The sequence below is a fragment of the Azospirillum sp. A23 genome (assembly GCF_042938965.1).
In the GTDB taxonomy this organism is placed as follows: Bacteria; Pseudomonadota; Alphaproteobacteria; order Azospirillales; family Azospirillaceae; genus Azospirillum; species Azospirillum melinis.
In genome coordinates this window covers 57,725-76,490 of sequence record NZ_CP170663.1, presented here as the reverse complement: position 1 = coordinate 76,490, position 18,766 = coordinate 57,725, and the positions used below count along the sequence as shown (strand labels likewise).

The 18,766-nt window shown below is 68.5% G+C and carries 17 protein-coding genes and 1 pseudogene; 10 read left to right on the top strand and 8 right to left on the bottom strand.

Features of this window, described 5'->3' with window-relative positions; genetic code table 11:
• The first annotated feature begins 175 nt into the window (after nt 1-175).
• Complete coding sequence (locus ABNQ40_RS00320; protein ID WP_109050777.1) at nt 176-1,075, top strand: dihydrodipicolinate synthase family protein; 900 nt, start codon at nt 176-178, stop codon at nt 1,073-1,075.
• A gap of 28 nt (nt 1,076-1,103) precedes the next feature.
• Nucleotides 1,104-1,832, top strand: coding sequence for a GntR family transcriptional regulator (locus tag ABNQ40_RS00315; RefSeq protein ID WP_109050778.1), 729 nt, complete (start codon nt 1,104-1,106; stop codon nt 1,830-1,832).
• A gap of 11 nt (nt 1,833-1,843) precedes the next feature.
• Here ABNQ40_RS00315 and ABNQ40_RS00310 read toward each other — a convergent pair whose 3' ends face one another.
• Complete coding sequence (locus ABNQ40_RS00310; protein WP_247879903.1) at nt 1,844-2,557, bottom strand: aspartate/glutamate racemase family protein; 714 nt, start codon at nt 2,555-2,557, stop codon at nt 1,844-1,846.
• Nucleotides 2,554-3,498 carry a 3-hydroxyacyl-CoA dehydrogenase NAD-binding domain-containing protein gene (locus ABNQ40_RS00305; RefSeq protein ID WP_109050779.1) on the bottom strand — a complete coding sequence of 315 codons (945 nt, stop codon included), beginning with the start codon at nt 3,496-3,498 and terminating at the stop codon, nt 2,554-2,556. Before ABNQ40_RS00305 ends, ABNQ40_RS00310 begins: the two co-directional genes overlap by 4 nt.
• Before the next feature lie 142 nt (nt 3,499-3,640).
• Here ABNQ40_RS00305 and ABNQ40_RS00300 point away from each other — a divergent pair, with 142 nt between their 5' ends.
• From ABNQ40_RS00300 to ABNQ40_RS00290, 3 genes are all read left to right on the top strand, one after another.
• Complete coding sequence (locus ABNQ40_RS00300; protein ID WP_199235365.1) at nt 3,641-4,363, top strand: GntR family transcriptional regulator; 723 nt, start codon at nt 3,641-3,643, stop codon at nt 4,361-4,363.
• Between the two features lie 86 nt (nt 4,364-4,449).
• Entirely contained in the window at nt 4,450-5,487 is a 1,038-nt protein-coding gene (locus tag ABNQ40_RS00295; RefSeq protein ID WP_109050780.1) for a phosphotransferase, read from the top strand.
• Nucleotides 5,488-5,493: 6 nt separating this feature from the next.
• Nucleotides 5,494-6,810: an aspartate aminotransferase family protein gene (locus tag ABNQ40_RS00290; RefSeq protein ID WP_109050781.1), complete on the top strand. Its 1,317-nt coding sequence runs from the start codon at nt 5,494-5,496 to the stop codon at nt 6,808-6,810.
• Between the two features lie 43 nt (nt 6,811-6,853).
• Here the strand turns inward: ABNQ40_RS00290 and ABNQ40_RS00285 are convergent, their stop codons facing one another.
• The 3 genes from ABNQ40_RS00285 to ABNQ40_RS00275 all read right to left on the bottom strand — a co-directional run bounded on the left by ABNQ40_RS00285 (nt 6,854) and on the right by ABNQ40_RS00275 (nt 8,940).
• Nucleotides 6,854-7,399: a carboxymuconolactone decarboxylase family protein gene (locus tag ABNQ40_RS00285; RefSeq protein WP_109050782.1), complete on the bottom strand. Its 546-nt coding sequence runs from the start codon at nt 7,397-7,399 to the stop codon at nt 6,854-6,856.
• A 114-nt stretch (nt 7,400-7,513) separates the two neighbouring features.
• Entirely contained in the window at nt 7,514-8,254 is a 741-nt protein-coding gene (locus tag ABNQ40_RS00280) for a hypothetical protein (protein WP_199235366.1), read from the bottom strand.
• Nucleotides 8,255-8,295: 41 nt separating this feature from the next.
• On the bottom strand, nt 8,296-8,940 hold the full coding sequence (locus ABNQ40_RS00275) for a MarR family winged helix-turn-helix transcriptional regulator (RefSeq protein WP_109050783.1): 645 nt from the start codon (nt 8,938-8,940) through the stop codon (nt 8,296-8,298).
• Nucleotides 8,941-9,520: 580 nt separating this feature from the next.
• Between ABNQ40_RS00275 and ABNQ40_RS00270 the strand changes: the two genes are divergently transcribed.
• On the top strand, nt 9,521-10,372 hold the full coding sequence (locus ABNQ40_RS00270) for an alpha/beta fold hydrolase (protein WP_391345707.1): 852 nt from the start codon (nt 9,521-9,523) through the stop codon (nt 10,370-10,372).
• Nucleotides 10,373-10,476: 104 nt separating this feature from the next.
• Here ABNQ40_RS00270 and ABNQ40_RS00265 read toward each other — a convergent pair whose 3' ends face one another.
• From ABNQ40_RS00265 to ABNQ40_RS00255, 3 genes are read right to left on the bottom strand one after another with little or no spacing between them, the layout of a single operon-like run.
• Nucleotides 10,477-11,592, bottom strand: a complete 1,116-nt coding sequence (locus ABNQ40_RS00265) for an ABC transporter ATP-binding protein (protein WP_109049622.1) — start codon at nt 11,590-11,592, stop codon at nt 10,477-10,479.
• A 17-nt stretch (nt 11,593-11,609) separates the two neighbouring features.
• Nucleotides 11,610-13,037, bottom strand: a complete 1,428-nt coding sequence (locus tag ABNQ40_RS00260; RefSeq protein ID WP_109049623.1) for an amidase — start codon at nt 13,035-13,037, stop codon at nt 11,610-11,612.
• 13 nt (nt 13,038-13,050) lie between these two features.
• The gene (locus ABNQ40_RS00255) at nt 13,051-14,430 is read right to left on the bottom strand and encodes an aminotransferase (RefSeq protein WP_109049624.1); all 1,380 of its coding nucleotides are present in this window, start codon (nt 14,428-14,430) and stop codon (nt 13,051-13,053) included.
• Nucleotides 14,431-14,681: 251 nt separating this feature from the next.
• On the opposite strand from ABNQ40_RS00255, the gene ABNQ40_RS00250 reads away from it, so the two are divergent.
• The 4 genes and pseudogenes from ABNQ40_RS00250 to ABNQ40_RS00235 all read left to right on the top strand — a co-directional run bounded on the left by ABNQ40_RS00250 (nt 14,682) and on the right by ABNQ40_RS00235 (nt 18,732).
• Nucleotides 14,682-15,596: a transketolase gene (locus tag ABNQ40_RS00250; RefSeq protein WP_109490906.1), complete on the top strand. Its 915-nt coding sequence runs from the start codon at nt 14,682-14,684 to the stop codon at nt 15,594-15,596.
• Nucleotides 15,593-16,589, top strand: a pseudogene (locus ABNQ40_RS00245) (transketolase family protein). The gene ABNQ40_RS00250 and the pseudogene ABNQ40_RS00245 overlap by 4 nt, the downstream one beginning before the upstream one ends.
• Nucleotides 16,590-16,648: 59 nt before the next feature.
• A complete protein-coding gene (locus tag ABNQ40_RS00240) occupies nt 16,649-17,962 on the top strand; it encodes an aspartate aminotransferase family protein (RefSeq protein ID WP_109049626.1) in 1,314 nt (437 codons plus the stop codon).
• A gap of 92 nt (nt 17,963-18,054) precedes the next feature.
• Nucleotides 18,055-18,732, top strand: a complete 678-nt coding sequence (locus tag ABNQ40_RS00235; protein WP_282187247.1) for a GntR family transcriptional regulator — start codon at nt 18,055-18,057, stop codon at nt 18,730-18,732.
• Nucleotides 18,733-18,766: the final 34 nt, after the last annotated feature.

The following is an 18,766-nucleotide window of genomic DNA, read 5'->3' as shown; positions in this document are numbered from 1 at the left end:
CTGACCGGCGAACACTGTGAGCGACGCGGATCCGCGCCGCCACCGATTTGATTGCTTGGTCAACGTATAAATCCAGCGCAGCCCCCTTGCAAATGAAAAACATCCTAGTAACATGTTAGTCGTAACGCGGTGACCGTTCGGCAGGCCCTTCAGCCGTCCCTGGGAGAAATGCAAAGTGAATCAATACACTGGCCGCTTTGGCCTGTCCTGCGCGCTGACCACCCCGTACCATGAGGACGGCAGCGTGGATCTGGCCCGCCTGACCCGGCATGTCGCCTGGTGCCTCGCCAGCGGCTGCGACTCGGTGACCCTGTTCGGCACCACGGGAGAGGGTCCGCTGCTCGGACATGTGGCGCGCGAGCAGATGATCGGCGCGCTGAAGGGCGCCGGCATCGATTTCCGCAGCCATGTGGTCGGCGGCGTCATCGCCGCGTCGCTGCACGACGCGCTGGCCCAGGCCAACCAGCTGCTCGATGCGGACGCACGGGCGCTGCTGGTCGCCCCGCCCTTCTACTTCAAGGGCGTGTCGGACGACGGGCTGTTCGCGTGGTTCTCCAGCTTCATAACCAAGCTGGGCGACCGGGCACGCAACATCATCCTCTACCACATCCCGTCGGTCACCGCGGTTCCGCTGTCGATCGAGCTGATCGGCCGGCTGAAGGCCGCCTTCCCGCAGGCGATCACCGGTGTCAAGGATTCGGCCGGCGACTGGAACTACAGCCAGCAGCTTCTCGCCGCCCACCGCGACGATCTCGCCGTGCTGATCGGCGACGAGCGGGTGCTGGCCCAGGCGGTGCGCGACGGCGGCCAGGGCGCCATTTCCGGCATGGCCAATCTGGTGCCGGGACGGCTGCGGACGGTGGTCCATCAGGGCCGCGACGATGCGGCCCTGGTCGAGCTGGTGGACGCCGTGCTGCGCTACCCGGTCACCCCGGCGGTGAAGGCGCTGGTGTCGCACGCCACCGGCGACAGCGCATGGTTGACGGTGAGGGCGCCTTTGCTGCCTATGTCGGTGGCGGACACCGCGACGCTCGGCCATCTCTTCGACCGCGTGTTCGCGGACAAGGCCGCGTGATGGGGCCGCCTGACGGGACAGCACACGGATGACGATCTCCGCCAAACGCGACTTGGCCAAACGAGACCCGGCCAAACGGGACCGGGACTCGGTCAACCTGCGCAGCCGGGCTTACGAGAGCTTTACCCAACGGCTGCTGGCGGACGAGATCCGCCCCGGGCAGTTCATCTCGCAGCGCGAGCTGGTCGAGCTGACCGAACTGCCGCTGGGGGCGATCCGCGAACTGATCCCCCGGCTGGAGGCCGAAGGGCTGGTGAAGACCGTGCCGCAGCGGGGGATGCAGGTCGCCCATGTCGACCTCAACCTCATCCGTGACGCCTTCCAGTTCCGCCTGTTCCTGGAACGCGAAGCGGTGGCGGTCTTCGCCCGGGAGGCGCCGGAGGCGACGGTCCGCGCGCTGCTCGACGATCACGAGCGCATCATCGCCGCCTGCGCCGAAGCGGAAGCCGACACGGGTGGCGGCGGCATCCGGCCCGCCCTGTTGCAGGAGGCGCAGGACATCGACTGGGCGCTGCACCTGACGATCATCGACGCGCTCGGCAACGCCATCGTCTCCGACGCCTACCGGGTCAACCAGATCAAGATCCGGTTGATCAAGCAGTCGAAGACCAGGCTGAACACCGCCGTTCTGGTGCCGACGATGCGCGAGCATCTCGCCATCATCCACGCCATCAAGGCCCGCGACCCGGAGTGGGCAAAGGATGCCATCGGCACGCACATCCTCAGCGCCCGCGACCGCGCCATCGGCCTGCGCTGAGGCCATACCGGTTACAGGACGCCGCCAACCGGCAGCGTCAGGCGGCGCAGCGCCTCCACCGCCGCCGCAGGCGTGGTGAGCACCGGGACGGACAGCAGGGGCTGAAGCCTCGGCTGCGCCCGCGCCATCGAGAATTGGCCGAGAATAACGACATCGCAGCCGCGCAGCTGCTCCGCGGTCCGTGCGACGCGCTCGTCATGCCCCTCGCCGTCGCCGCTCTTGAGCGCCGCCAGCGCGCCGTCGGCAACCGCGACGGTGACCTCGATCCGGCGGTCGGCGGCGGCGGCCATCGCCAGCAGCTCGGTGCGCAGAGACAAGGCGGACGGGCCGAAGCTGACGACGATGCCGATCCGGTCGCCGACCGCCATCGCTGCTTCGAAGGCGGATTCGTTCGGCCGCAGCACCGGGATCGACAGGTGCCGCTTGACCGCGTCGATGGCCGGGGCGAAGGCCGAACAGGTGAACAGGATGCCCGCCGTGCGCCCGCCCGCGCCCACCGTGCCGGCGGCATAATCGGCCAACGTCCGGAACCGCCCCATCATCGCCTCGTCGAGCCGGCCGGCCTCCGCCAGATCGACGGCCAGCGAGGTGTCGAGCAGGTCGAAAATCCGCGCTTCCGGCCAATGCGCCCGGAAGGCGGCCCGTGCCGGCGCCACCGATTCCTCCAGTGCGTGGATCAGCGCGATGCGCGGCCCCGGCATGGCGACACTCGTTTCGGCGGTCATGTATCCTCTCCCTGCTTTGCAGTCTGTCGGGCAGCCAAAGCCAGCATCAGCCCGCGGTCGCGTTCGGCCTCCAGCGCGGCGATGGAGCGGCCGGCGGCTTCCTCTGCGATTCCATCGACCAGCAGTTGGCGAACCTCCGGCGTCAGGCTTGGGCTGCCGAGCGTCGCCCAGCGCCGTTCCTGGCTCGGTCCGAGATGGTCGAGGTAATGGGCGATGCCGCCGGGGCCGCCGCCCAGATGATAGGCCATGTGGGCGCCGATCACCGACCAGCGCAATCCCGGACCATGGACCAGCGCCGCATCGACGTCGGCGACATCGGCAATGCCCTCCGCCACGATGTTGACCGCCTCGCGCCACAGGGCGGACGCCAGCCGGTTGGCGATGTGCCCGACCGCATCCTTCTTCAGCGCCACCGTCTCGCGGCCGAGACCGCGATAGAAAGCCTCGGCCCGCACCAGAACCTGCGCGTCGACGGCGAACAGCTCGACCAGCGGCATCAGGTGCGGCGGATTGAAGGGGTGGGCGGTGATGAGGCGCTCGCGCCGCACCACGCCCGCCGCCAGATCGCTCCAGGTCAGCGAGGAGGTGCTGCTGGCGATCACCGCATCCGGCCTTGCCGCCGCCTCGACCTCGGCATAGAGGCTGTGCTTGACCGCGGTCTTTTCCGGCGCGTTCTCCTGAATCCAGCCGGCATCGCCGACAGCCGCCGCGACCGACTGCACGACGGACAGACGACCGGGTCGGGCGGCGGCGGTCCCCAGCGCCTGCAACTGGCCGAGCAGCCGCTCCACGCGCTGCGACAAGGCGGACAGCACGGCGGCGTCGGGGTCCCAGGCGACCACGTCCAGCCCGTGGGCGAGGAACAGGGCCGACCAGCTTTCGCCGATCAACCCGCAGCCAAGCACGGCAACGGGCGTGGTGGACGGCAGAGGTGGCGGCATTGCGGGAGCACTCCTGCGCAAAAGAGTCGAAAAGAGGACCGGGCACGGAGGCGCACGGCAGGGACAGCTTGACCTTCATCCGCGACCGGGTCAATATGATGCATCATACAGCAAAACAAGATGGCCGGGTGACGGGCAGACGATGAGCGGGTTCAACCTCAGCCTTCTTGAACACGACAATCTCGGCAGCACGATTTACCAGAAATTGTGCGAGGCGCTGATGCGGGGCGTGTTCAAGCCGAATGACCGGCTCAAGATCCGCGATCTGGCCGAACGGCTGGGGACGAGCGTCACCCCGGTGCGCGACGCCATCCTGCGTCTGGTGCAGGACCAAGCGCTGGTGCTGCGCTCGCCGCGCGACATCCGCGTCCCGATGCTGACCCGCGCCGCCTATCTGGAAATCCGGGACATCCGCGTCAATCTGGAGGGGCTGGCCGCCGCCCGCGCCGCCGAGCGGGCCACACCGCCCCAGATCGAACAGCTGGAAGCTCTGCTGACGCACAACGAGGAGGCGTTGGCCGCCGGCAACACCGCGCTGGCGACCGAACTCAACCAGATCTTCCACTTCAAGCTGGCGGAAATCGCGGACATGCCGGTGCTGGGCGACATTCTGCGGCGGCTCTGGCTCCAGATGGGGCCGTTGATCGCCGACGTTTATGGCGGAGCCGGCCGCACGATGATCGACCATCACTACCCGCTGATGGACGCCATCCGCCGCCATGACGGCCCGGCCGCCGCCCGCGCCATCCAGGACGACATCCAGTTGGCCAGCGGCCCGATCCTGGAGAGGATCGACGCCGAGCGGATCGACGCCGAGCGCCCCGAAGCCCAGCCGCAAACCCAACCGGAAACCCTGGTTTCCTGACCCCTTTCGCCGGTGCCCGAAGCCGGGCCCTGCATGACGATGATGCATCAAACATTGAAGTTTCGAATGACGAGGAGAGTGCGGCCATGACACAGCGTGATGTACTGACCACCGTCGCGCCGCCGATCTCCGGGGACGAGGCCGGCGCCATGATGCTGCGGCATTTCGGGCTGACCGGCGGCGTCCGTGAACTGAGCAGCGAGCGCGACCGCAACTTCCACATCACCACGCCCAATGGGCAGAGCTATGTGCTGAAGTTCACCAACCCGGCCGAACCGCAACCGGTCACCGCCTTCCAGACCGGCGCCATGCAGCATGTGGCATCCCGCGACCCGGCCCTGCCGGTGCCGCGCGTCGTGCCGACCCGGGATGGCGAGGCGCAGACGACGGTCCTGATCGACGGCCATCCGATGATCCTGCGGCTGCTGACCTATCTCGACGGCACGCCGCTCCATGCGGCACCGGCCTCACCGGGACTGATGCGGGCGCTGGGAACGACGCTGGCCCGGCTCGACCTCGCGCTGGCCGACTACGAGCATCCGGGCTCGCAGCGCGACCTGCTGTGGGACATCACGCGCACCGCCAGCGTCGCCGACAAACTGCACTATCTGGCCGACGGTCCGCGCCGCCGGATGGTGGAGCGCTTCATCGCCCGTTTCGCCGACCGGGTCGCCCCGCGTCTGCCCGCCCTGCGCCATCAGGTGATCCACAACGACCTCAACCCGCACAATGCGGTCGTCGATCCGGCCGGGCATCAGGCGGTCACCGGCATCATCGATTTCGGCGACGCGCTGAAGGCCCCGCTGATCAACGATCTGGCGACGGCGCTCGCCTACCACGTCACCAGCGGCGAGACGCCCTTCGGCTCCATCGTCGAGATGACCCGCGCCTACAATGCCGTGCTGCCGCTGACGGCGGATGAGACGGAGTTGCTGCCAGATCTGATCGCGGCCCGCCTTGCCCTGACCATCTCCATCACCGGCTGGCGGGCTGCCGAATATCCCGAAAACGCCGCCTACATCCTGCGGAATGCCGAACGTGCCTTCGCCGGGCTGGAAAAGCTGACCGGCGACGAGGCCGCCACCGCACGCACTCTGCTCCACCTTGCCTGCCAGGAAGTGTGACCCGCCATGACCATGATCAACGCCTACGCCCCCGACGCCGCCGGTTCCCTGCCGGAGCGCGAACGCGCCCTGATCGCCCGCCGCGAAAGGCTGCTCGGCCCGGCCTACCGCCTGTTCTACGCCGATCCGATCCATGTCGTGCGCGGCGAGGGCTCCTCCCTCTATGACGCCGAGGGCAACCGCTATCTCGACGCCTACAACAACGTCGCCTCGGTCGGCCATTCGCGGCCCGAGGTGGTGGAGGCGATGGCGAAGCAGGCGGCGGTGCTGAACACCCACACGCGCTACCTGACCGACGGCATCGTCGAGTTCGCCGAAGCCTTCCTGGCGGAATTCCCGGCCGAGCTGTCGCACCTGATGATGACCTGCACCGGCAGCGAGGCGAACGATCTGGCGCTGCGCGTCGCCCGCGTCCACACCGGCGGCACCGGCGTCGTCATCGCCCACAACGCCTATCACGGCGTCACCTCTGCGCTGGCGGAGATGTCGCCCTCGTTGGGCGCCGCGGTGAAGCTGGGCGACCATGTCCGGGTGGTGCCGTCGCCCGACAGCTACCGCATCCCGGACACGGAGGTCGGCGCCGCCTTCGCCCGCTCCGTCGAGGAGGCCATCGCCGACCTGCGCGAGAAGGGCATCGCCCCGGCGGCGCTGCTGGTCGACACCATCTTCTCCAGCAGCGGCGTCTTCACCGATCCGGCCGGCTTCCTGGCCCCGGCGGTCGAGGTCATGCGCAAGGCCGGCGGCATCTTCATCGCCGACGAGGTGCAGCCCGGCTTCGGCCGGCTCGGCACCCACATGTGGGGCTTCGCGCGCCACGGGCTGGTGCCTGACATCGTGACCGTCGGCAAGCCGATGGGCAACGGCCATCCGGTGGCCGGCGCCATCTTCCGCCCGGAGGTGATCGAGGCGTTCGGCCGCAGCCAGCGCTATTTCAACACCTTCGGCGGCAACCCGGTGTCCTGCGCCGTGGCGCACGCCGTGCTGCGCGTGATCAAGACAGAGCGCCTGCAGGAGAACGCCCTGACCGTCGGCACGCAGATGATCGGCGGCATCCGGGCACTCGCCGCCAAGCATGACCTGATCGGCGACGTGCGCGGCAGCGGCCTGTTCATCGGCGTCGAGATGGTGCGCGACCGCAAGGCGAAGACCCCGGCCCCGGAGGAAACCGCCCGCGTGGTCAACGACATGCGCCGGCGGCGGGTGCTGATCAGCGCCACCGGCCAGGAAGGGCACATCCTGAAGATCCGCCCGCCTTTGGTCTTCTCGGCCGACGATGCCAACCTGTTTCTGAGCACGCTCGACGAGGTGCTGGCGGCGCTGTGACGGACGCGGCCGGAACGTCTTCGTTCCGGCCGCACCCCATCCGTCAGCTGCGGCGGGAGAGCTTCACCCCGGGAAAGTCGACCGGCACATCGAGAGCGACGTTCACATAGTTCGTGAACAGGTTCAGGGCGACATGCGCCAGGATTTCGACGATGGCCTCATCGTCGAATCCGGCCTCGCGCAGGGCCGCGACGTCGGCGGCATCTACCGCCGCCCGCGTCTCCACCAGCTTCACCGCGAAGGCCAGCGCCGCCGCCGTCCGGGGATCGGCCGAGCGGCCGTGCTGCGCCTCGGTCATTTCCGCTCCGCTCGCCCCGGCCTTCTGGCCAAGCAGGGTGTGGGCGGCGAGGCAATAGTTGCAGTCGTTGCGGTCGGCGACCGCCACCGCGATCTGCTCGCCCAGCTTCGCGCCGAGCTTGCCCTGGCCGAGCGCACCGAACGCCCCCCACATGCTGGCGAGTGCCGCCGGCGAATTCGCAACGGCCTTGAACATGTTGGGGACGACGCCGAAGGCGCCCTTGATCCGGTCGAGCGTCGGCTTGACCGTCGCGGCAGACGAGGCTGGATCGACAAGATTGACGTGTGCCATGATGGTTTATCCTTCTCTGATGCTTGGAGGGGGGTATTCGGGCGGTCCGGCGATGGCAGTCGCCGGGCCGCTTTCACTTTTGCGCGTTGCTTGGCCGGAGATAAATCGCCAGCGTTACTTGGCCGGAACGACCTTGCCCGGCAGCGACAGGGCGCCGGAGGCGACCTTGTGGATGTTGGTGACGCACAGCAGCGGCGCATGCAGGTTGGCATTGACCCGCAGCCCGGCGGTCACCCCGTCGAAGGACGCGGTGGCGATCGCCCCGATCTTTTCGAGCGGGATGTGGACCTCGACCAGATCGGCCTTGAGATCGGTTCGGTAGTCCGGGCTGTCGATCAGGATCGGCGCGCCGGGCCAGGTTTCCGGCAGCTTGGGCTTCGTGCCCTCCGGAATGTCCTTGACCTTCAGTCCGCCGGGACAGGCCTTGTCCTCGTTGAGGACGACCCAGTGGGAATGCCAGCGGTCGCGGTTCTTCCCGCCATAGGCGGCATCGTCGAAATCGGGGTGGAAGGTCACCGCGAGCGCGACGATGCCCTGGTCCTTCTCGAAGCCGACATCGGCGGAGTTGAGGGAGGTCGGCCAGACATAGGCGTAGACCTCCGACCCCTGGAATTTGCCGGTGGCGGACGGCGTCGCCTTGCCGGCATCGGCGCGGACACGGGTGCTGAAGACGGCATGGCCGTGATCGGTGACGATGCGCGTCTCGACGATGTCGAACGAGGCCATCACCGCCTGATCGGGGGCGGTCTCGATCCCATGCGCGGCTGCCGCCGAGAGCCCGGACACAAGGCCGGACGCGAGGCAGCAGAGCGCCGTTGCCACGAGGCCGATGCCCCGTGGAGTGCAGACGATCATGATGTTGTTTCCTTTTCCGATGAGTGGGCTTGGAGGGGTGGCTATCCTTCGGCGAAGGCCGTCCAGGTGGCAGCCTGGACGGCAGGATCAGCCTCTTCATGCTCACCGCAATCGAGCCGGAGATCCCGGTCGCCGATGGCGGCGTTCACAAAAGCGCAGTGATGGGGGGCGGTCTCGCCTGGATGGGCGTTCGGCCGGAAATGGCGGCAACTGACACACAGGCGCTGGACCGGGATGGCCCCTGCCTGTTGCAGCGACCGGATGATCTTGATCTGCGCCCGCAGCAGCCCGGCCTGCTCGGCGGCGGTCAACTGCGCAAGCGCCGCCGCGATCTGGGAGGCGGAGGAGGCAAGGCTGCGGCCCAGCTCCTGCCCCTCGTCCGTCAGGCGGGCGATCTGCGCCCGCGCATCGCTGGGATCGGGCGTGCGCCGCAGCAGCGACTTGCGCTCCAGCGCCGCCAGCGTGTCGGCCATGCTGGCGGCGGAAACCGCCAGATGCGCGGCGACCTCCTTGGGGCGAAGGCCGGCGGGCCGGGCCGCCAGCAGGGCCAGCACCTGCGCCTGGGTGGGGTTGAGCCCGGCCGTGCCGGCAGCCGACCAGAGATCGGCGCGCAGCACCAGCGCGATGCGCTCGAAGCCTTCCCGAAGGCGGTGCGGAACAGGATCGGGGTGCGATGCGTGGTCCATGGATTTAACTTAGGACTCCTATTTAAAACTGTCAAGCGATTGATCTCCGACCGCGCCATGGACGTTCTCCGTCGTGCCAAGGAGACTGGATGCCTTTATGAGAATTCAGTCAATTAGACTTCACGCGCGAAGAGAGTCCCCACATTCGGACTATCGGACGGAGGGGGAACATGTCCCAATTTGCAGTACTTCTGCAAATGAAGATATGAACGCCCCTGATCAACCCCTGTGCATTTGCGGATATTTCTCGGGATGGTTTTTTAATACCTAGGGATAGCTTTGAAAGACGCATGATTCCGGTACTCAATGCAGGCATCGGCGTACCGCGGCGCCACGCGGCCGGATCCGGGCCGGCCGACCGCCAACGCAACTGACAGCCAATGCACTGACAGGGGACATCACGATGCCATCCGAAAAAGTCCTGGCGCCGGGCGCCACCCGCCGCAGCCTGCTCGTCGGCGCGGCCGCTGCCGGTGCTGCGGTCGCCGGCGCAACCGTGATCGGGGCCGCCGATGCCACCGCGGCCGAACGTCGCCATGCCGGAGACACTGCCACCCACAAGAGTGAAGGGAAACGGACGATGACCAACGGCAAGACCGAAGACGGGTTCATCACCGCCAAGGACGGCGCCTCGATCTATTACAAGGATTGGGGACCGCGCGACGCCCAGGCCGTCATGTTCCACCATGGCTGGCCGCTCAGCGCCGACGACTGGGACGCCCAGATGCTGTTCTTCCTGAACCACGGCTACCGTGTCGTCGCCCATGACCGGCGCGGCCATGGCCGCTCGACCCAGACGGCGACCGGCAACGAGATGAACACCTATGCCGACGACGTGCTGGCCGTCGTTGCCGGGCTGGGGCTGAAGAACGTCTTCCATGTCGGCCATTCGACCGGCGGCGGCGAGGTCGCGCGCTATCTGGGCCGTCACGGCACCTCGCGCGCCGGCAAGGCGGCGCTGCTGGGCGCCGTTCCCCCGATCATGGTCAAGACCCAGGCCAATCCCGGCGGCCTGCCGCTGGAGGTGTTCGACGGCTTCCGCGCAGCGCTCGCCGCCAACCGCGCCCAGTTCTTCCGCGACGTCCCCTCCGGCCCCTTCTACGGCTTCAACCGGGACGGCGCCAAGGTCTCGCAGGGCGTCATCGACAACTGGTGGCGGCAGGGCATGATGGGCGGGACCAAGGCCCATTACGACTGCATCAAGGCCTTCTCCGAGACCGACTTCACCGAGGATCTGAAGAAGATCGACATTCCGGTCCTGGTGATGCACGGCGACGACGACCAGATCGTGCCGATCGCCGATTCCGCGCTGCTGTCGTCCAAGCTGCTGCCGAAGGGCACCCTGAAGGTCTACAAGGGCTTTCCGCACGGCATGGCGACCACCCATGCGGAGACGATCAACGCCGACCTGCTGGCTTTCTTCAAAGCCTGACCCCGCGCCTCCCCCCGCAGGGCCGGGACGGCGCTGCGGGGGCAACCTCGTGCGCAGGTATGAAGGCGCATCCTGCTCCGATGCCGGCCGAACCGGCGTTCCGGTCAGTGACCGACCGGCAGGGCGATGGCGTCGGCCGATCCCCACTCCACCCCATAGCGGCCACCCGGACGGACATGCCGATGGTCGGCGTTGTTGGGTATCTTCACGACCAGCCCGGCGGCCGGACCGTCCGCCAGATGCACGCGGATGTGATCGCCCAGATAGATCAGCTCGGAGACATGACCGAACAGGCCCCGCCCCTCCCCGGCCCCGCCGGCCGCCTCCCTCTCCGCCTCCGCCGGCACCAGCCGGACCCGCTCGGGCCGCAGGGACACGGTGACCGCCGCCCCTGCCTCCAGCCCGGCGGCGACACGGGTCCGCACCACCGGGCCGCCCTCCAGCCGGACGGTGCCGCTGTCGCCCTGCCGGTCGGCCAGCACGCCGGACAGCCTGTTGTTCTCGCCGATGAATCCGGCGACGAAGACGGTTGCCGGCTGCTCGTACAGCTCCGCCGGCGTCGCCAGCTGTTCCACCCGGCCGCGGTTGAAGACGGCGATGCGGTCTGACATGGTCAGCGCCTCCGCCTGATCGTGGGTGACATAGACCATGGTCACGCCGAGGCGTTCGTGCAGATGCTTGATCTCGAACTGCATGTGTTCCCGCAGGTTCTTGTCCAGCGCGCCCAGCGGTTCGTCCATCAGGACCAGATCCGGTTCGAACACCAGCGCCCGCGCCAGCGCCGCCCGCTGCTGCTGTCCGCCCGAAAGCTGGGAGGGGCGGCGCTGCGCCAGCGCCCCCATCTGCACCATGTCGAGCGCACGGGCCACCCGCCCCTCCGTCTCCGCCCGCCCCATCCGGCGCACCTTCAGCGGATAGGCCAGATTCTCGGCGATGGTCATGTGGGGGAACAGCGCGTAGTTCTGGAACACCATCCCGATGTTGCGGCGGTGCGGCGGCACATTCTGGATCGGCTTGCCGGCCACGCGGATTTCGCCGCGCGACGGCGCTTCGAACCCGGCCAGCATCATCAGGCTGGTGGTCTTGCCGGAACCGGACGGCCCCAACATCGTCAGGAACTCCCCCTTCGGGATCGACAGGTCCAGCCCCTCGATCACCAGAGTGCGCCCGTCATAGCTTTTCTGGACGCCGGAAAACTCCACAAAGCCCTGTTGTTCCATGATCGTACCCTCCGGGATCAGGCGGCGTGGACAGGCGGGCGGCGATGGCGCCACGGACAAGCGGCCTCCAACTGGCCGGCGAGACGGAACAGCGTCGCCTCGTCCCCCACGCGCCCGGTGAACTGCGAGCCGACCGGCAGCCCTTCGGCGGTCCAGGACAGCGGAACGCTCATCGCCGGCAGGCCGGCCATGTTGGCGAAGGTGGTGAAGGCCAGGAACTGCATGAAGCGGTCCATCACCACCTCCCCACCATGCAGCCCGGCATCGAAATGGCCGAGCTTCGGCGGCGGCGAGCCCAGCGTCGGCGTCAGCCAGACGTCGTAGCGGTCCAGGAAGCGCCCGAGGATGCGGGAAAAGCCGTGGAACCAGCCGAGATCCGTCACATAATCCGCCGCCAGGATGCGGCTGCCGTGGTCGAACAGATGGCGGTTGAAGGGCTCGACCTCGCCGGCCAGCTCCGCGGGGGAACGGTCGGTGGCGCGGCCGATGCTCCACAGGCTGCGCGTCGCCGTCATCGACCAGAAACGGCGATAGGCCGACTGGTACTGTTCCGCATCGAACACCGGCGCCGTGACTTCGACCTCATGCCCCAGCTCGGCGCAGAGACGCGCGGTGTCGCGCACCGCCGCCACGCATTCCGGATCGACATCGGTGCCCAGCAGCGACCGGTCGGTGACCGCGATGCGCAGCCGTCCCGGCTCACGCCCGACCTGCGACAGGAAGCTCTCCGGCGGCGGCGCTGCGCTGTAGGGATCGCCGGCCATCGGCCCATGGGTGGCGTCGAGCAGGGCCGCGCTGTCGCGCACGGTCATCGTCACCACATGCTCGTTGACGATGCCGCCCAGGCTGTCGCCCAGGTCGGGGCCCATGGTGATGCGTCCCCGCGTCGGTTTCAGCCCGAACAGGCCGCAGCAGGAGGCCGGGATGCGGATGGAGCCGGCACCGTCGCCGCCATGGGCCGCCGGCACCATGCCGCCCGCCACCGCCGCCGCGGCGCCGCCGCTCGACCCGCCGCTGGAGCGGGTGATGTCCCACGGGTTGCGGGTCGGGCCGAACAATGCCGGCTCCGTCGTGCCGAGCGTGCCGAATTCGCACAGGTTGGTCTTGCCGACCGGCAGCAGTCCGGCCCGGCGGTAACGCGCCATCAGCTCGCTGTCATGGTCGACGACGGCCCCGGCCATCAGGCGGGAGGCGCCGGTGGTCGGCGTGCCGCTGACATGGCAGTAGAGATCCTTGATCAGGAAGGGCACGCCGGCGAAAGGGCCGGACGACGCCTCCCCCGTTTCCAGCGCGGCGCGCGCCCGATCGTAGAGCGGCAGGATCACCGCGTTCAGCACCGGGTTCACCGCCTCGATGCGGGCGATGGTGGCGTCGAGCAGTTCGGCGGCAGAGATTTCGCCGTCGCGGATCAGGCGGGCCTGATCGAGCATGTCCAGATAGGTCATGACGGTCGTCCCCTCAGGCGGCGAGGCTGTCGCGGGACAGCGCGTCGGCGACATCGTCCAGCGCGGCGCGCAAGCGCTCCACCAGCGCGTCGATCTGGTCGGGTTCGATGATGTAGGGCGGGCAGAGCGCGATGTTGTCGCCCATGTTGCGGATGATCGCACCATGGGCGAGGCAGCGCCGTTCCACCTGCGCACCCACCCGCAGGGCGGGGTCGAAGTCGCGGCCGGTCGCCGGGTCGGCGGTCAGGCCGATGCCGGCGAGCAGGCCGACGCTTCGGATTTCCCCGACCAGCGGATGCCCGGCCAGCGCATCGTCCAGCGCGGCGCGCAGATGGGCGCCCAGCCGGCGGGCGCGGCCGACCACGTCGATCTCGTGATAGATGCGGATCGCCTCCGCCGCGACCGCCGCCGACACCGGGTGGCCGGAATAGGTGAAGCCATGGCCGAAGACGCCGACCTCCGCGCTCTGGTCGGCGATCACCTGATAGATGCGGTCGCTCAGCGCCACCGCGGCGATGGGGATGGCTCCCGACGACAGGCCCTTCGCCATCGACATCATGTCCGGCAGGAAGCCGAAGGTCTGGCTGCCGAACCAGTTGCCGGTACGGCCGAACCCGCAGATCACCTCGTCGGCCAGCAGCAGGATGTCGTGGCGCGCCAGCACCGCCTGGATTTTGGGGAAATAGGTTTCCGGCGGCAGGATCACCCCGCCCGCCCCCATCACCGGTTCGGCGATCATCGCCGCGATGTTGCCGGCGCCCTCCGCCTGGATCAAGGCCTCCAGCTCGGCGGCGAGCCGTGTCGCGTAGTCCTCCTGGCTTTCGCCCGGCCCGGCATGGCGGGCATGGTTGGGGCAGGCGGTGAAGACCACGCCCTGGTCCGGCAGGTTGAAGGCGCGGTGCATGTGCGGCAGGCCGCTGAGCGCCGCTCCCATCACCGTGCTGCCATGGAAGGCGCCGGTGCGGCTGATGATCTTGCGCTTCTCCGGCCGGCCGCGCGCGGCGTTGTAGTACCAGGCCAGCTTCACCATGGTGTCGTTGGCTTCCGACCCCGAATTGGCGAAGAAGATCCTGCCGCCCCTGATCGGCGAGATGGCCGAAATCGCCTCCGCCAGCGCCACGCAGGCGTCGTTCGTGCGGTGGTTGAAGGTGTGGTAGGTCGCCAGCGTCCGCATCTGGCGGGCGGCCGCATCGGCCAGCCGCGCCTCGTCGAAGCCGAGCGACGCGCACCACAGCCCGGCCATCCCCTCGATGTAGCGGCGGCCGGAGTCGTCCACGACATGGACGCCGTCGCCCCGCACCAGGGCGAGCGGCCCGCGCTCCTCATGGGCACGGGCATTGGTTTGCGAATGCAGATGCAGGTCGATGTCCAAGGCACGAAGGGCGTTGGTCATGGGATCGGCTCTTCCTGATTGCGGGAATTGGGTGGGGGCGCCGACGGCGTTCCGGCCGCGGACCCGGCTGGAGACCGGGTCGAAAGGAACGGCAACGTCGCGCTTGCCATTCCCGACTTGTATCTTATAAGTTATAAGTTGTCGAGGGCAATTCGGCGCGCCTTCGCACCCCGCCGCTCACGCTCCAGCGCCGATCCGCTGACAGGAAGACCATGCCAACGACCGCCACCGCCGCACCGGCGCCCGATCCCATGGGCGCCGACCGGACCCTCACGCCTGAAATCTTGGGGCCTGCCCCTCTGACACCCGAAACCATCGCCCATCTGGAGGAGCGTGCCCGCCATGTCCGGCTGGAGACGATCCGGCTGATCGCCATCGCCAAGGTCGGCCACTATTCCTCGACCTTCTCCTGTGCGGAGCTGTTCGCGACGCTCTATTACGACGCCATGCGCCTGCGTCATGGGGAGCCGCGCTGGTCCGACCGCGACCGTTTCCTGATGGGCAAGGGCCATGCCGCGGTCGGGCTCTATCCGCTGCTGGCCGACTGGGGCTTCTTCCCGAAGGAGCTGCTGGACGGCTACACCCGGCTCGGCAATCCGCTGGGCGACCATCCGGACATGACCAAGGTGCCGGGGGTGGATTTCAGTTCCGGCTCCATCGGGCATGCCCTGTCCGCCGGGCTCGGCATGGTGATGGGCGGCCGGATGACGGGCCGGCGCTTCGACGTCTATGTCATGCTCGGTGACGGCGAGATGCAGGAGGGGCAGGTGTGGGAAGCCGCGATGGCCGCCGCCCACCAGAAGGCCGGCAACCTGATCGCCATCGTCGACCGCAACGGCTACCAGCTCGACGGCCAGGTGGACGAGGTGATGGGGATCGAGCCGCTGGCCGGCAAATGGCGCGCCTTCGGCTGGGAGGTGCATGAGGTGGACGGCCACGACGTCGCCGCACTCGCCACCCTGTTCCGCCGGCTGAAGCAGGACAAGACCCGCGAGAGGCCGGCCTGCGTCATCGCCAAGACGCTGAAAGGCAAGGGCGTCGGCTACATGGAGCGGGAGGCCGGCTGGCACCTGGGCTATCTGGCGCCGGAGGACGAGGCCGCCGCCATCGCCGAGATCATGGGACAGGCCACCGCCCCCGCCCGTTTCCAGGGAGACGCCCGATGACCGCCACCAACACTCTCACCGGACCGGTAAATCCCGGGAGCTGGCAGTACCGGCAGCTCAACTCCCGCGCTCCCGGACTGTCCTACTTGTCGGACGCGCTGTCGGCGCTGGTGGAGGACGGCTACCCGGTGATGGCCGGGACCGCCGACCTGCAATATTCCAACGGCCTCGCCCGCTTCGCCGCCCGGCACCCGGACCGCTTCGTCCAGTTCGGCATTTCGGAACAGAACATGGTGTCGGCGGCGGCCGGCATCGCCACCACCGGGATGATGCCCTTCGTGGCGACCTTCGCCTCCTTCCTCGGGCTGTTGTGCTGCGAGCAGATCCGCATGGATGTCGCCTATTCCGCCCTGCCGGTGCGGCTGATCGGGCATCACGCCGGCATCGCGCTCGGCTTCTACGGCACCTCGCACCATGCGACGGAGGATTCTGGCGATCATGCGCTCCATCGCCGGGCTGACCGTGGTCAATCCGGCCGACGGGCCGCAGCTGGCCGCCGCGATCAGGGCGTCGGCCGACCACCCGGAGCCGATCTATTTCCGCATCGGCCGCGGGCAGGAGCCGAACGTCTATGGCGACCTCCCGGATTTCCGCTTCGGAAAGGCCATCGAGCACGAGACGGGCAGCGACCTGACCATCATCGCCTGCGGCACCATGGTCCATCCCTGCCTTGAGGCGGTCCGCGCCCTGCGGGCCTCCGGCCTGTCGGTCGGGCTGATCGACATGCACACGATCAAGCCGCTGGACCGCGACGCCGTGCTGGCGGCGGCGGAACGCTCCCGCATCATCCTGACGGTGGAGGAGCACAACATCCTCGGCGGGCTCGGCGGCGCCGTGGCGGAGGTGATGGCGGAGGCCGGCACGAAGGCGCTGCTGATCCGCCACGGCATCCGCGACGAATACAGCCTGATCGCCCCGCCGACCCATCTCTACCGCCACTACCAGCTCGACGCCGCCGGCATCGAGACGGTCGTCCGCGACATCCTGGCCTGACACCGCCGGCCGGGACGGGCGATTCCGGCTTCGTCCCGGCGGTACCACAAGGAGCGACCATGCCCAACAAGACCGACAACGCCGCGCTCACCGCGCGGGCGCGGGCCGTCATGCCCGGCGGGCTGCTCAGCCCCAGCCGCCAGCTTGCCCACCCCTATGTCTTCGTCCGCGCCGCCGGGCCGTACCTGTACGATGCCGACGGCAACGAACATGTCGACTATCACTGCGGCTTCGGCGCCAACATGCTGGGCCACTGCGCCGCCGCCGTGCGCGACCGCGTGACCGCGGTGTCCGAGCGCATCGACCTGATCGGCGCCGCGGCGCTGGACCTGGAGATCGAGGCGGCGGAAACGCTGGTCCGCCTGATCCCCTGCGCCGACCGGGTGGCCTTCTGCAGCAGCGGGTCGGAGGCGACCTACCATGCCCTGCGGCTGGCCCGCGCCGCCACCGGGCGGCGCACCGTCATCAAGTTCCAGGGCGGCTATCACGGCTGGCACGACTATGTCGCCATGAACGTGCAGTCGCCCGCCGACCGCATCGGGCGGTACGACCCGGTGTGCGACGGCATCCTGCTCGACGCCGCGCGGCACACCATGGTCCTGCCCTACAACGACGCCCAGGCGTTTGAGGATTACCTGACCGCCCATCCGGGCGAGGTCGCCGCGGTGATCGTCGAGCCGATCGCCCACAATATGGGATCGGTGATCGCCCATGACGCCTTCCTGCGCGACCTGCGCCGGCTGACCGCCGACCATGGCACCGTGCTGATCTTCGACGAGGTCATTACCGGCTTCCGCCACGCGCTGGGCGGCTACCAGTCCATCGCCGGGGTGACGCCCGACCTCGCCACCTTCGGCAAGGCGGTGGCCTCCGGCCATCCGGTCGGCATCCTGGCCGGCCGCGCCGACCTGATGGAGCGGCTGGCACGGACCGGCGAGGGGGCGGTCTTCATGGGCGGCACCTTCAACGGCACGCCGCCGTCGCTGGCGGCCCTGCTGGCGACCATCGGCGAACTGGAGCGGCCGGGCACCTACGAGCGGCTGTTCGCGCTCGGCGACCGCATGCGGAACGGCCTGTCCGCCATCGTGGAACGGCTGGGGATCCCGGCGCAGCCGGCAGGCTACGGCTCGGTGTGGCTGCTCTATTTCTTCCGGGGGGCCTTCGACCGCTACGAGGATCTGCTGCGCAACGACAACGCCGCCGACCTCGCCTTCCGCCGGCGTCTGGTGGAGCAGCGGTTCATCTTCCAGCCCCTGCCGCTGAAACGACTCTACCTGTCGACCGCCCATGACGAGGCGCTGATCGACCGCACGCTGGACGCCATCGCTGAGACGCTGCATGCGCTCCATCCGGCGATGCGGGTCGGCGCCTGACCTTTCTGTGTTATAGCTTATAGGACGGCAGGGGCGACGCCGAGGCGCCATTCCTGCCGTTCGTCCGTGTGTGAGGAGATGACGTCGTGCGAATGCAGCCGATCGAACCGGGAAACCTGTCGGCGCGGTCCTATGTGGCGGTGCGCGAAGCACTGATCGCCGGGAGCTTCAAGCCGGGCCAGCGGCTGGTCATGCAGGATCTGGCGGACGAGCTGGGTACCAGCATCACGCCGGTGCGCGAAGCCTGCCTGCGGCTGGTCAGCGAACAGGGTCTGGAGCTGCGGTCGGGCCGCTTCGTCTGCGTGCCGGGGCTCAGCCTGTCGCGCTATCTGGAAATCCGCACCATCCGCATCGCCCTGGAAGGTCTGGCGGCGGAACTCGGCGCCGCCCATGCCACGGCGGAGGACATCGCCCGCCTGACCGAAGCGCATGCCCGGTTCGACGCGGCGGAGCGCGCCCGCGATGTCGCGGCGGCGCTACAGCACAACCGCGACTTCCATTTCACCGTCTACCGGCTGTCGGGAATGGAGATGCTGGTCGGCCAGATCGAAAGCCTGTGGGTGTCGATGGGACCGATCCTGAACGTCTTTTACAACGAGGTCGAACACGACGATTACGCCGGTGCCGACGAGCATCTGACCCTGATCGCCGCACTCCGAGCCCATGACGGCCCCGCGGCGCGGGCCGCCATCGAACGCGACATCGTCCGCGGCGGCGAGAGCCTGGTCCCGTATCTGGAAAAGGTCGGCCAGTCCCTGACGCCAGCCTGACCCTGACGCCGGCATGACCGGCGCCAGGGAGCCG